At 55.8% G+C, this 13,460-nt stretch carries 13 protein-coding genes; 7 read left to right on the top strand and 6 right to left on the bottom strand.

Translation table 11 applies throughout. The features are described 5' to 3' along the window. The first annotated feature begins 13 nt into the window (after nucleotides 1-13). Nucleotides 14-1,660 (top strand): class I fumarate hydratase FumA, encoded by a 1,647-nt coding sequence (gene fumA / locus ACA373_RS02100; protein WP_301251750.1) that lies wholly within the window; start codon nucleotides 14-16, stop codon nucleotides 1,658-1,660. Between the two features lie 389 nt (nucleotides 1,661-2,049). Here the strand turns inward: fumA and ACA373_RS02095 are convergent, their stop codons facing one another. Further along, nucleotides 2,050-3,216 (bottom strand): type VI secretion system ImpA family N-terminal domain-containing protein, encoded by a 1,167-nt coding sequence (locus ACA373_RS02095; protein ID WP_253454524.1) that lies wholly within the window; start codon nucleotides 3,214-3,216, stop codon nucleotides 2,050-2,052. Between the two features lie 630 nt (nucleotides 3,217-3,846). Here ACA373_RS02095 and treA point away from each other — a divergent pair. Beyond that, nucleotides 3,847-5,493 (top strand): alpha,alpha-trehalase TreA, encoded by a 1,647-nt coding sequence (gene treA, locus ACA373_RS02090; RefSeq protein ID WP_301251747.1) that lies wholly within the window; start codon nucleotides 3,847-3,849, stop codon nucleotides 5,491-5,493. Nucleotides 5,494-5,758: 265 nt separating this feature from the next. Then, nucleotides 5,759-7,867: a TonB-dependent siderophore receptor gene (locus ACA373_RS02085; protein WP_253454526.1), complete on the top strand. Its 2,109-nt coding sequence runs from the start codon at nucleotides 5,759-5,761 to the stop codon at nucleotides 7,865-7,867. 63 nt (nucleotides 7,868-7,930) lie between these two features. On the opposite strand, the gene ACA373_RS02080 is transcribed toward ACA373_RS02085, so the two are convergent. Beyond that, a complete protein-coding gene (locus ACA373_RS02080; RefSeq protein ID WP_253454527.1) occupies nucleotides 7,931-8,179 on the bottom strand; it encodes a GlsB/YeaQ/YmgE family stress response membrane protein in 249 nt (82 codons plus the stop codon). Nucleotides 8,180-8,363: 184 nt separating this feature from the next. On the opposite strand from ACA373_RS02080, the gene ACA373_RS02075 reads away from it, so the two are divergent. Then, nucleotides 8,364-9,101, top strand: a complete 738-nt coding sequence (locus ACA373_RS02075) for a flagellar brake protein (protein ID WP_253454528.1) — start codon at nucleotides 8,364-8,366, stop codon at nucleotides 9,099-9,101. A 49-nt stretch (nucleotides 9,102-9,150) separates the two neighbouring features. Here ACA373_RS02075 and emtA read toward each other — a convergent pair whose 3' ends face one another. Beyond that, the gene (emtA, locus tag ACA373_RS02070; RefSeq protein ID WP_125289821.1) at nucleotides 9,151-9,750 is read right to left on the bottom strand and encodes a membrane-bound lytic murein transglycosylase EmtA; all 600 of its coding nucleotides are present in this window, start codon (nucleotides 9,748-9,750) and stop codon (nucleotides 9,151-9,153) included. A gap of 314 nt (nucleotides 9,751-10,064) precedes the next feature. Here emtA and ldcA point away from each other — a divergent pair, with 314 nt between their 5' ends. Further along, nucleotides 10,065-10,985 (top strand): muramoyltetrapeptide carboxypeptidase, encoded by a 921-nt coding sequence (ldcA, locus tag ACA373_RS02065; RefSeq protein WP_369896071.1) that lies wholly within the window; start codon nucleotides 10,065-10,067, stop codon nucleotides 10,983-10,985. Continuing rightward, on the top strand, nucleotides 10,982-11,644 hold the full coding sequence (locus ACA373_RS02060) for an MBL fold metallo-hydrolase (RefSeq protein ID WP_253454530.1): 663 nt from the start codon (nucleotides 10,982-10,984) through the stop codon (nucleotides 11,642-11,644). The genes ldcA and ACA373_RS02060 overlap by 4 nt, the downstream gene beginning before the upstream one ends. A gap of 14 nt (nucleotides 11,645-11,658) precedes the next feature. Here the strand turns inward: ACA373_RS02060 and ACA373_RS02055 are convergent, their stop codons facing one another. The 3 genes from ACA373_RS02055 to ACA373_RS02045 all read right to left on the bottom strand — a co-directional run bounded on the left by ACA373_RS02055 (nucleotide 11,659) and on the right by ACA373_RS02045 (nucleotide 12,853). Further along, nucleotides 11,659-12,072, bottom strand: a complete 414-nt coding sequence (locus tag ACA373_RS02055) for a GNAT family N-acetyltransferase (protein WP_370733926.1) — start codon at nucleotides 12,070-12,072, stop codon at nucleotides 11,659-11,661. 70 nt (nucleotides 12,073-12,142) lie between these two features. After that, a complete protein-coding gene (locus tag ACA373_RS02050) occupies nucleotides 12,143-12,547 on the bottom strand; it encodes a hypothetical protein (protein WP_369896073.1) in 405 nt (134 codons plus the stop codon). A gap of 90 nt (nucleotides 12,548-12,637) precedes the next feature. Then, complete coding sequence (locus tag ACA373_RS02045) at nucleotides 12,638-12,853, bottom strand: YgdI/YgdR family lipoprotein (protein ID WP_253454533.1); 216 nt, start codon at nucleotides 12,851-12,853, stop codon at nucleotides 12,638-12,640. 193 nt (nucleotides 12,854-13,046) lie between these two features. Here ACA373_RS02045 and ACA373_RS02040 point away from each other — a divergent pair, with 193 nt between their 5' ends. Continuing rightward, nucleotides 13,047-13,292, top strand: a complete 246-nt coding sequence (locus tag ACA373_RS02040) for a DinI-like family protein (RefSeq protein ID WP_125289676.1) — start codon at nucleotides 13,047-13,049, stop codon at nucleotides 13,290-13,292. Nucleotides 13,293-13,460 lie beyond the last annotated feature (168 nt).

Here is a 13,460-nt window from a genome sequence, read left to right as displayed (position 1 = left end):
CCAGGTGAGCAAAATGTCAAACAAACCTTTCGTCTATCAGAACCCTTTTCCTCTCGCCCCTGACGAAACCGAATACTATCTGCTGAGCAGCGATCACGTTTCCGTCAGCGAATTCGCCGGTCAGGAAGTGCTGAAAGTCGAGCCGGAAGCGCTGACTTTGCTGGCGCAGCAGGCGTTTCACGATGCCGCTTTTATGCTGCGTCCCGCACATCAGCGCCAGGTCGCCGCCATTCTGAGCGATCCGGAGGCCAGCGAGAACGACAAGTATGTGGCGCTGCAATTTTTAAGAAACTCCGAGATCGCGGCGAAAGGCGTGCTGCCAACCTGCCAGGATACCGGCACGGCCATTATTATGGGCAAAAAAGGCCAGCGCGTCTGGACCGGCGGCGGCGATGAAGCGGCGCTGTCGCAGGGCGTTTACAACACCTACAGCCAGGATAATCTGCGCTACTCGCAGAACGTCGCGCTGGATATGTATCGCGAGATTAATACCGGTACTAACCTGCCTGCGCAGATCGACCTCTACAGCGTGGACGGCGATGAGTATAAATTTCTCTGCATGGCTAAAGGCGGCGGCTCCGCCAACAAAACCTACCTGTGGCAGGAGACGCGCGCCCTGCTCAACCCCGGCAGGCTGGAGGCCTGGCTGACCGAGAAAATGCGCACGCTGGGCACGGCGGCCTGCCCGCCTTACCATATCGCCTTTGTGATCGGCGGCACCTCGGCCGAAAGCACCCTGAAAACCGTTAAGCTGGCCTCAACGCACTACTATGACGGCCTGCCGTTTGAAGGCAATGAGCATGGCCAGGCGTTCCGCGATCGCGAGCTGGAGCAGGCGCTGCTGGCGGCCGCGCAGAAGCTTGGGCTGGGCGCCCAGTTCGGCGGCAAATACTTCGCCCACGATATTCGGGTGATCCGCCTGCCGCGCCACGGCGCTTCCTGCCCGGTCGGCATGGGCGTTTCCTGCTCCGCCGACCGCAATATCAAAGCGAAAATCAACCGTGACGGCATCTGGATTGAAAAGCTGGAGGATAATCCGGGACGCTATATTCCGGCCGAACTGCGCCAGCAGGGCGAAGGCGAGGTGCATCAGATTAACCTCAACCGGCCGATGGAAGAGGTGCTGGCGCAGCTGTCGCGCTTCCCGGTTTCCACCCGGCTTTCGCTGAGCGGTACCATTATCGTAGCGCGCGATATCGCCCATGCGAAGTTCGCCGAACGGCTGGAAAGAGGCGAAGGTTTACCGCAGTACCTGAAAGATCACCCCGTTTACTACGCCGGCCCGGCCAAAACCCCCGAAGGCTATGCTTCCGGCTCGCTTGGCCCGACAACCGCCGGACGAATGGATTCTTATGTCGATCGTTTACAGGCCAACGGCGGCAGCCTGATTATGCTGGCGAAAGGCAACCGCAGCCAGCAGGTGACCGACGCCTGTCGCGAACACGGTGGCTTTTACCTGGGCAGTATCGGCGGCCCGGCGGCGGTGCTGGCGCAGCAGAGTATCAAGAGCCTGGAGTGCGTGGAATACCCGGAGCTGGGTATGGAAGCGGTATGGAAGATTGAGGTGGAAAACTTCCCGGCGTTTATCCTGGTCGATGATAAAGGCAACGACTTTTTCACGCTGATTGCGCAAAATCAGTGCGGTAAATGCGCTAAATAATCAGCGGCCCCTTTATCGAATAAAGGAGCCAGCCATGAGCGCGCCAGATAAAGGCTGCTGGCGCGCTAATACAACGACAGTGCCCTGCCCGTTACATGCCCTGTAAATTCGCTTCTTATCCACCCTGTTTATTTGCTGGCGCTACTTATCCCCTGTAAAAAATAACCTACACCCCATCTCTGGGGGAAACAGAAGCGCGCAGTAAAAATGAACCTGATAAAATACCACAGGGTTATTTTTGAAAAACGACTGGTAAAACAAGCGGGTCTTTTTACGAGCCTGGCTATAACGATGAAAAGCTCCGTTAAGAAACAGAACACATATTCCGCCCATCTTCTTTATACTATTTCAGGAAAACGTCATTCGTTTAAAAAGAAGCGCGCAGGCTATTATTTATTATTCTCCGAAGCGTCTTTACTGGCAGACTGAAGAATAAGCGCGTAGCGCGCCAGCAGCTGTTTTAAGCGATTCTCTATTTTCCCTCTTAATACCGGCGATAGCGGATTCGACTCAAGCTGACGCAACAGCTCCTCTGCGGGCTGCATCGCTTCCAGAGGCTGCCGAAGAGTGACCAGCTGAGCCTCGAATTCCGTATAGGTAAGACAGCCAGCGCGCTGCTCCTCCGGCACCTTCACCAGCGCCAGCATTTTTTTTAATCTCAACCGCGCCGTATGCCACAGCACCAGCTGCTCCCTGGGCAGCGCGGCCAGCATAACGGCCTCCTGCCAGTTTTTATCCTGGCCGCCCAGCTCTGGCGTAACCTGGCGGGCCAGCAGAGCAATCCGCTGCGCTTTATCCGGCTCGGGCTGCATCAGCTGCAAAGCCCACGAGCCTAAAGCGCACAGCAGGCAGGCGACAACCATGCCGGCAAAAAAGCCCCGGCTACGCTCCCAAAAACTAAAACTGACCGTGAGCGCGCCAGAGCTGGTCATATCACCCGGCACGTAAACCAGCGGCGTGAACTCATCGCTACGGCCGGCCCGCGCCAGGGTCGCCCTCGTCAGCATGGTCCGGTCAGTTTTGAGCTGGCGTTCCGGCACGGTAAGCTGCGCTATAAGCTCGCTGATTTGGATATTCAGGCGATCAAGCTGGCTCAGATGCTTGTAGGCCAGCACCTCAAGCGTGTTGACATTTTGTTCCAGCTGCGCCTGCAGTCGGTAAAGCAGATCGAGATCGCTCGCTTCCGGCTGAAGCTCCTTAAGCCGTTGTTGCATCCCGGCGCTCAGCCAGGTCACAATCGCCAGCCGGGCGGAAAGCGGCTGCGGCCAGAGCGTCGGCCACTGATGTTTCATCATTGCCGTAATGATTTCAAACCCTTCGCACAATCCCGGCAGCCCGGCGCTGTGCGCCCTGGCCAGCGTATACCAGGCCACGCTTTGCAAATCCATGCCGTTCGCCCGAAAAAGCGCGATCGCGAGCGCCTCCACGCGCTGCCAGTCCGGGCCTGACTCGCCAGGCTGATTGAGCAAGGCGATTTCCTGCCGCAGGGCGGAAAATTCCGCCAGCGCGCGAGGATCGCCGCCTGTCTGCAAAATATTGTCGCCGTGTGTTGTCATGCCGGTTGTTCCTTTTTTCCAATAATTCTGTCAATCCCTGAATGGACCTCAAGCGTTTGCGTCAATATACTTTCCCACGTCACGATAAAAAATTTTCCTCAGGACAGAGGATAAAACCGTGATGTCACCCTAAAGTCACCTGTAATATATTAACCATAATAGTGATTTGCAAAAGTAATTTATCGTTCCTCGTTGCAATGAGGATGCTTCTTCACAAAACAGGCGGCTTTTATTTTCATTATTTCACCATCCGATCTTTTTCAGTAACATAAAGCGGCGGCTTGTTGGCAAGCGTAGCAAACAGCCCGCTAAACAATTATCGAAAAAAGATCCTTCATAAAACCACCGTTCCAGTTAGCGGGTTGTTTTTTACGGACGGCCGCTGATATCAGATGGCTTTCAGGAAGCTATTAGCCGCCGCATCCTGAATAAGCCATTTTTACTTTATTTGCTTAATAGATTTGATTAAATATTTCCAGTTTGTACCCCTTTTCTTTCACGCGCCGTTGATAAAAAGCCTGGCGCATCACATTTCGCGGCACCGGTCCGGGCGAACTCCGGAATTTCGTCTAAAGTTTGTTTCAGGGTCAATAACTTACAGCTATTCGATTGGGATAGGGAGAACGACTAATGCAGAAAGTTGAAAAACGTCAATGGAAAACCGTGCTGTCGCTGCCGTTGCTGATTGCCGCGCTGACGCAGGCCGGCTTCGCCGCTGCCGCCGATGGGCAGCCGCAGCCGCCTGATATGACGCTGGGGCCGCTGTTTAAGGCGGTGCAGGCCGCTAAACTGTTTCCCGATCAAAAGACCTTCGCAGACGCCCTGCCGAAAACCAGTCCCAGCCTGATCCTGGCAGACTGGCAGATGCAGAGAAAACAGCGCAATTTCGACCTGCGCCGATTTGTGAATACCAACTTCACGCTGCCCACCAACGGCCCGGCCTACGTGCCGCCTGCCGGACAGAGCCTGCGTGAACATATCGACGGGCTGTGGCCGGTACTGACCCGTAACGCCACGCCGGTTAACCAGTGGGATTCTCTGCTGGCGTTGCCCAAGCCTTATGTCGTGCCGGGCGGCCGCTTCCGGGAGATTTACTATTGGGACAGCTATTTCACGATGCTTGGCCTGGCGGAAAGCGGCCACTGGGATCGCGTGCAGGATATGGTGGATAACTTCGCCTCGCTGCTGGATAAATATGGCCATATCCCTAACGGCAACCGCAGCTATTATCTCAGCCGCTCGCAGCCGCCTTTCTTCAGCCTGATGGTCGACCTGCTGGCGACGCATAAAGGCGACAGCGTCTATCGTCAGTACCTGCCGGAGCTGCAGAAAGAGTATGACTACTGGATGAACGGCGCTGACCACCTCAAAGCGGGCGAAGCCAGCAAGCGGCTGGTGAAGCTGAAAGACGGCGCGCTGCTGAACCGCTATTGGGACGCCCGTGACGTGCCGCGTACCGAATCTTATATGGACGACATCGCGACGGTGGAAAAAGCTAAAGGACGCGATAAGGGCGAGCTTTATCGCGATCTTCGCTCGGGCGCGGCCTCCGGCTGGGATTTCAGCTCACGCTGGTTCGCTAAGCCGGACGATATCTCCTCGATTCAAACCACCGCTATTTTGCCGGTCGATCTGAACTCGCTGATGTTTCATCTGGAAAAAACGCTGGCGCGCGCCAATAAAGAGGCCGGTCAGGCGGACGCCAGCGAGCGCTTTGCGCAGCGGGCCGAACAGCGCCAGCAGGCGATTAACCGCTATTTCTGGGATGAAAAACAGGGCTGGTACGCCGACTATGACTGGAAGATGGCGCAAGTCCGTCCGCAGCTGACGGCCGCGACGCTGTTCCCGCTTTATCTCAAGGCGGCAACGGCGGATCAGGCCAACCGCACGGCGACGGCGGTCCAGGCGCAGCTGGTGAAGGAAGGCGGCCTGGTAACAACCAACGTCAACAACGGCCAGCAGTGGGATGCGCCAAACGGCTGGGCGCCGTTGCAGTGGGCAGCCGTGGAAGGGCTGAACAACTACGGCAAGCAGACGCTGGCGAAAGATATCGGCATGCGCTTTTTGAAAAACGTGCAGACCACCTATGACAAAGAGCACAAGCTGGTCGAAAAATATGTGGTGGAAGGCAATAACCTGGGCGGCGGCGGCGGCGGCGAATACCCGCTACAGGACGGCTTCGGCTGGACCAACGGCGTCACGCTGAAGTTAATGGATCTCTACTGCCCGAAAGGGGTGGTATGTAATAACGTCGGCGATATCACTAAAGGCCAGTAAGCCTTTCTTCAGGCGGTCCAGGATCGCCTGATTTCCCCCTGCTTGTTTCTCTCCCTTCGTTGCTTACCAGAAAATCACGCACGCTTGCCTGATTCCTCCTGCTTATTTTTCCCCTTCACGCCGTTTATCAGAAAAATCACGGATTGTACGCCGTAGTTGTAAAGATAATAATTATCATTAAGATTGTCATACTCTTTACACTTTTGCTGCCAGCCGTTAACAAGTCCGGCAGCGCTTTCTGTTTGAACTCTGAAAGGGAAGAAGCATGGTTTTCGCTCAAAAACGCCTGCTGTTCTGTACTACGCTGTTTGTCTCGCCCGTTGCCCTTTGCGCCGCCGATACGCTGGTCGTTACCGCCGCTCCTGCCGAAACGGCCACTACGCCGACCTCCGGCTATAACGCCACCACCAGCCAGGGCGCAATGAAAACCGACCGGCCGCTGGCGCTTACCGCGCAGGCCGTTTCCGTTGTCACCCGACAGCAGATGGAGGATCAGGGCGCAACCGACGTCAACCAGGCGCTGAGCTATACCGCCGGTGCTTTTACGAATTTTGCCGGCGCAGCCAGCCGCTACGATACCGTTTCGCTGCGCGGCTTCCACGGCGGCGACGTGGATAATATCTTCCTGGACGGCTTGCGGCTGATGAGCGATCCCGGCAGCTACAATATACTGCAGGTCGATCCCTGGTTTCTGGAACGTATCGACGTAATTAAAGGCCCCTCATCGGCGCTTTATGGTCAAACGGTGCCCGGCGGGCTGGTGATGGAAAGTTCGAAGCGTCCGCAGTTCAGCCAGCAGGGCCATTTCCGCGCCTCGGCGGGCAACCATAACAGCACCAGCACCGCCTTTGATTATACCGACGCCATTAACGAACAGTGGGCATTCCGGCTGACCGGCCTTAGCCGCCACAGCGATACGCAATACGATCATACGCGCGAAGAGAAATACGCCCTTTCCCCTTCCCTGCTCTGGCAGCCGGATGAAGATACTTCTCTGCTGCTGCGCGCTTATCTACAGAAGGATCCTTCCGGTGGCTATCACGGCGCGGTGCCCGGCGACGGCAGTATTACTGAACATAACGGACGCAAGCTGAGTACCGGCTTTTACGATGGCGACAGCTCTCTGGATCAATTTAAACGGCGCGAGCAGATTTACAGCTATGAATTTGCCCATCGCTTTAACGATACCTGGGCTTTCCGCTCCAACGCCAGCTACGCCCATTCCAATGTCGATCTCGATCAGGTTTACCAAATTGGCTGGGATACGGCTGACGCGGATCGGCTGAACCGCTATTACTCCGGCTCCCGCTCGTCACTCGATGCCTTTGCGCTGGATAATCAGCTGGAGGCGGATTTCGCCACGGGCGAGCTGGCACACAAAGTCGTGCTGGGCGCGGAGTACCATCAGTATAAAAACGATCTTTATGAAGCCAGCGGCAACGCCAGCCAGCTGAACGCGCGCACGGGTGAAGCGCTGGGGCCGCAGCCGGATTACGATTTTTCCCGCTCGCAGCGCCGCTACTATCAGACCGGCGTTTATTTGCAGGACGAGATGAGCTGGCAGCAGTGGCATCTGGATCTGTCCGGGCGCTATGACCGTATCGTATCGCAAACGGAGAACGATGCGACGGCAGACAAGCATCGCCGCCAGGACGATCATCTCAGCGGGCGCGCCGCGCTGCTTTACGCCTTTGCCAACGGCGTTTCGCCTTACGTCAGCTACAGCCAGGCGATTACGCCGCAGTCCCTTTCCGACATTAACGGCAATCTGCTGCAGCCGACGACCTCGGAGCAGTATGAAACCGGCGTGAAATATCAGCCGCCGGGCACCTCGGATCTCTATAGCGCGGCAGTGTACGATTTAACGCAGAAAGATGTGGGCAACCGCGTGGTTAAGGAATCCTATTACGACCCGGCAGGCAAAGTGCATTCGCAGGGGCTGGAGCTGGAAGCCCATCACCAGTGGACGCCGCGCCTGAGCACGCTGGCCAGCTACACGCTTAATCACGTCCGTTATAAGGATGCCGTGGACGGCAACGACGGCCACACGCCTTATGTGACGCCAAATTCGATGGCTTCTTTCTGGGGTAAATATCAGTTTGCGTGGGGCGTCAGCGCGGGCGCGGGCGTACGCTATATCGGCAAGCAGTGGGCAGACAATGAAAACACCACGCGCCTGCCCTCCGTCACGCTGTTTGACGCTTCGGTACGGGCCGATCTTGGCGTCTGGAACCCCAGCCTGAAAGGCGCGTTTGTGCAGCTTAACGCGACTAACCTCACCGACCGTCACTACGTCGCGGCCTGCTACGGCACGGGCTACTGCTACTGGGGAGCGGAACGTTCGGTGATGGCCACCGTCGGCTACGATTTCTGAGGCAGATAAGAAAAACCCCACGCCGGAGCGTGGGGTTTCTCAGTAAGCTTTACCGCTGCGCGATTAGCTTCTGACTTTACGGTAGATCCACAGCACAACGATGGCGCCAATGACCGCCACGATAAAGCTGCCGAAGTTGAAGCCGTCTACCTTGCCGAAACCGAACAGCGTACTGATCCAGCCGCCGACCACGGCGCCGACTACGCCCAGGATCACGGTGATAATAATACCGCCACCATCTTTACCCGGCATAACCCACTTAGCGATGATACCGGCAATCAGACCGAAAATGATCCATGACAAAATTCCCATTTACTGCTCCTTTGCTTGTACTGATTAGACGGCATAAGTATAGGCAAGATTTCTAACTCTGTGATTTAAAGCCAAACTTTTTGCAATTTTTTTTTCGGACCGGCTAAAGCGTCACGCGCCGATGCCGATAATTTGACGTAACACCGCCAGGTGCGGGTTTGCTGACACCCAATCGGAGTAGGACGTGAAAGAAGAAGAAAAAGAACAATATCTCAAGCGTGGCCCGCTCGCCGTGCTTGCCGTATTAAAAAATCTGCTGAAAAATCAGACGCCTGTTCTGGTTTCCCATGCAAGGGGCCAGTTTATTACGCGGCTGCTGTATGCGGATAAAGAGCGTCTGATCGTCGACTACGGCAGCAATGAGTATGAAAACCAGCTGGCGCTGGAAATGAATGAACTGCATCTGGCCGCGGAAACCTACGGCGCAAAAGTCGAGTTTACGCTTAACGCCCTTGAAAACGACAGTCATGAAGGCCTGCCTGCCTTTGGCGCCGGGCTGCCCGACGAGCTGTTGATGATCCAACGACGTGAGTTCTTTCGCGTGGCCGTCCCGCTTGACCCCATTTTTTACTGCTATGTCAAATGGCCGGACGGCAGCGGCCAGGGCCGGATGCGAGTCCAGGATCTCTCGCTGGGCGGTATCGGCGTGTTAAGCGATTCTCCCATTCCGGAAAGCCTGGAGGGTGGCGAAATCTTTAAGAAAGTGTGTGTTGAACTGGGCGAATATGGTCGCCTTGAGGCGGACGCCACGCTGATTAACGTCGGCGAGCGCAGCGTGGTAGGCAATAAAAATGAAACCGTGGTCACGCCGCGCCTGAGCTTTCGCTTCGCCTCGCTGGATTTCAGCCAGGAGCGCCTGTTACAGAACGTGATTTTCTCGCTGGAACGTCTGGCGCGCGAAAAAGCCACCCGCTTTCAGTAGCCGTAAGCCATCCTGCTGACGCAGCAAGCTTTATCAGATCGCGCGCCCACTAAATTGTCCGGTAGGCCGTGGTCACTTTCCACAAATAGCGCGGCGCCTGCGCTGCCGGATGCTTGTTCTGTACATGCTGATAAAACTCTTCCGGCGTCATGGCGTTGATCATGGCGATAGCCCGATCCCTGTCGCGTGAGAACGTTCTCAGCAGCGCGCCTGCGCCATTAGCGTAGGAAACAATAGTGGCGTAGCGCAGCGTTTTCGGATCGCGGATCCCCGACAGCGAACTATCCTGCAAAATTTTCAGATAAGCCGTACCAATATCGATATTTTTCACCGGATCGCGCAGTTCCGAGGTGCTTGGCTGCCCGCGACGGCCCTGTACCCGATAGACTTCCCGGCCCGCCGTAGAGGCTTTTATCTGCATCAATCCAATGGCATTCGACTTGCTGACTACCGTTGGATTGCCGCCCGATTCCACGGAAATGATCGCTTCAACCAGCTTCTGATCGACGCCGTAGTTATGCGCGGCGTTTTCCGTAAACAGCGACCAGGCCTGAGCAACCTTCCCCGGCGGCGCCTTGGTGAGCGGGGTTTGCCGCTGATGTTCATTCGGTTTATGCGGCTGGCTGGCGCACCCTGCCAGCAGGAGCATACTCACGATCGCCACTGTTTTTATGCTCTTCACGCTATTTTATTCCTCTCAGCTTTAGCTTCGCGTTTTATCATAGCGGCGATTTGCCGGGATAATATTACCGAAACTCTTAATTTAGCGCAGCGGTGGATGACTTCAGCTGCGCTTTTCGTCATTATCAGCCGTATTGGACCCTGGGTTGCGTAAAATGATTCATTAACCCTGCGCAGAAAACAGATGTCCCGCCTGAAAGTACAAGGCTAACAGCTTTACCGCGACGAAAAACCGTTGAATAAGGGCCAAAATTTAGCCAATTAAGGATAAAAGTGAAGATTATGTCCGTTACTCCACGCACTTTTCATTTGATCGCGCCTTCCGGCTATTGCCAGAATCAGGCGGCCGCGCAGCTCGCCGTGCGGCGTTTGCAGGAGCAGGGTCATCAGGTGACTAACCTGCAAACGATCGCCCGTCGCAGCCAACGTTTTGCCGGTAGCGACGAGCAGCGGCTACAGGATTTGGATTTACGACAGGTCGAAGCGGATATTGTGCTGACGGTTCGCGGCGGCTACGGCGCCACCAGGCTGCTTCCCGGTTTCGATGCCGCCGCGCTGGCGGCGCGTCTGCGCGAGCGCCCGCTGGCAATTTGCGGCCACAGCGACTTTACCGTGATCCAGATGGCGCTGCTGAAGGCGGGCGGACAAACCTTCAGCGGCCCGATGCTGGCAGGCAATTTTGGCGCGGAGGTCGTTTCTGATTTCACCCTCGATCATTTCTGGCGGGCGCTGACCTCGCCCGAATTCACGCTGGAATGGCCCACCGCGCCGCAGGATGTAGACGTTTCGGGCACGGTTTGGGGCGGAAATCTGGCGATGCTGACTTCGCTGATCGGTACGCCGTGGCTGCCGGAGATCGACGGCGGCATCCTGGTGATTGAGGATATTAACGAGCACCCTTTCCGCGTGGAGAGAATGCTGCTGCAGCTGGCGCAGCACGGCGTGCTGGCACGGCAGAAAGCCATTGTCACCGGCAGTTTTACCGGCGTAAAACTCAGCGAGTACGACAACGGCTATGACTTTGACAGCGTGTGGACGCTAATACGCGAGCTGACCGGCCTGCCGGTGGTGACCGGGCTGGAATTTGGCCATCACTGGAACACCGTCACGCTGCCGCTTGGCGCGCATGGCCAGCTGCGGGTCGCAGGCGATGTCGCCAGGCTGACTCTGTCAGGGCATGCGGTACTGCGGGAGCATTCATGAAGCAGCTGTATGAAGATCTGTGGATCTCAACGCCGGAGTTTCCGCCGGGCGAACGCGATCCGGAAGTGATGATGCACGGTTTTCTGCTGAAGCTTTCACGCGGCAACGTGCTGATTTCACGCGTTGAGGATCATGAAGACCATAATATTATCAGCGATCTCGGCGGGATTTTTCGCCACTATCTGACCCACTGGCACGAGGCTGGCCCGGGCGCGCGACTGCTGCAGCAACGTTTTAATTCGGCGCTCTATTGCCACAACCGCGCGCTTGGCCCCGTCAGCTCGTTCGCCGAAGCGGACGACACCTTTAATCAGGCGGAAGTGCACTGCGGCAGCCTGCACGTGGTGCCCACGCCGGGCCATACGCCGGGCAGCACCACCTACCTTTATGCTTCGCCCTATGGCAAAACCTATCTGTTTGTCGGCGATACTATCAGCCTCAGCCACCAGCGCTGGGTAACCGTGCTGGTGCCGGAAAGCAACGAGGCCGATCTGAAAAAAACGCTGGAGTTTTATCGGGCGCTGCGCCCGGACGTGGTGCTGATGGGAACCACAAAAGGCCACCTTTCCTGGCAGGAAGTGACGATGCGGGAGTGGCTGGCGCTGCTGGATGAGGCGGAGAACTCGCCGCTGGATCTGCGTCAGCGGCCAGGAGAATAATCGTCGTCTTCCTGCTACAGCGTTTTCGTCAGGTAAAACCGCTGGTGCACGCGCGGATAGTTATCCAGCACCAGCCGGACGACGTAGCCCTGTTTTTCATAGAAGGGCCGGGCCTGGAAGCTGGCGGTATCGACCTGAGCGTAGAGGCAGCCGCGTCGACGGGCCTCTTCTTCCACCGCCTGCATCAGCGCCGTGCCTGTACCCTGCCCACGCAATGCTTCGCTTACCCAAAGCATATTAATGCGCAACCAGTTGCCCACCGTTGAACCCGTCAGGCCGGCAAGTTTTTTGCCGCTGGCGTCTTCAATAAATGCCCCGATACTTTTTAACTCGCCGATAGCCATAAACTGCGAGTTATAAGCCAGCAGGCCGGCTTCAATTTCCGCCAGTTCGTCCGTGCCAGGCTGGTGCGTTATTCTGATAGTCATAGACTCCTCTTTTATACGTAAAAGTTTGCGGCCCGCGCCGGCCTCCCGGCAAGATTGCCCGACTGACTACTCAGGATTCGACCTTTCCCGACGCATCGGTTCGTTGCAATGTTACCGTGCTGTTTTCGCGTTCGCCGGTGCGGCTACAGGAAACCAGGTTTTTCTTACCGTCATACGAGAAAAAGGTCTCATTGGTGCTTTTGTTCATCACCATCTGGTCTCCGTTGCGAAACAGCACGATAGCCACTTTATCGCCGTTATCGGTACGGGACTGCTGGCTGCCGGACGCAATCTGGAAGTTATCGCCCGCCCACAATACCGTGGTCAGGCCATACTGTGCGTTGGTCACGGTCATGGTTGGCCTGCCCGGACAGGTAATCTGATACTCGCTGTTTTGTAACGGCGCAGTGCCTTCAGAGGAGTGAGCAAAAAAGGAACAGGCGCAAAGGCCGCCGAGGGCAAGTAAACGAAGCATGAGTATTCTCCGGGCAAGTGTCTGACAGGTCTGGCACAGTATCCTGCCCGCGTCGTGGTTGGGCCGCAATCGGAAGTGGCCTGGTCTGCGTTACAGGCTGCTCATCTCTTTAATATCCGCCTGGTTTACCGCCTGCTGCCTGCCGGATTCATCGGTGTAGATAACCATACCGGTCGCCTTATCAATTTCCGGCTTCCCTTCAACCACCTTTGTGCTGCCGTCGCGCATATGAATGATATGGTCATTTGCGCAGCCGCTCAGCAAAGTGGCCACGGCAATCAGTGGAAAAAGTAACAATTTTTTCATCTTTTCTCTCCTTAAGTTAACCGAGGAAAGTGTAGTCTATGTGCACAGCAATTTTTGATGATTGCTGCGCAGCGGGAGGGGCCGCAAGTGTCGACCAGATAAGGAAAGTTATCGCCGCCATCAACAAATTTCAGTTGAAGCCAGGCAGATTTAACTGTATTTTTATCCAGCATTGATAACCAGGATCCCTCTCATGTTTGTTGAACTGATTTACGATAAGCGCAACGTTGCGGGCTTACCAAACGCGCAGCAGCTGATTTTAGATGAACTGGAAAAGCGCATTAAGCGAGTTTTCCCCGATGCCGACGTCAAAGTAAAACCTATGCAGGCAAACGGCGTGAAAACGGACGCCAGCAAAAGCGACAAATCGGTAATGTTGAGAATTATTGAAGAAATGTTCGATGAAGCGGACCAGTGGCTGATTGCAGAAGAATTTTGATAACCCTCGCACTTCAGGCGTTATTATAACGATTTTTGCCCGTGGACGGTTGCGTTTTACCGTCTTCATGCCACTATTCTTCTATCAAGTTTCCCTGGTGTTGGCCCGTGATTATCCTCTTTGCGGGCATTTTTTTATCTGAAAACTGAAACCGCACTGATACATCCC

The sequence above is a fragment of the Erwinia sp. STN24 genome (assembly GCF_041320675.1).
Taxonomy (GTDB): Bacteria; Pseudomonadota; Gammaproteobacteria; order Enterobacterales; family Enterobacteriaceae; genus Erwinia; species Erwinia aeris.
Note: the sequence above shows the minus strand (reverse complement) of the source record. Positions and strands in the feature narration are given on the sequence as shown.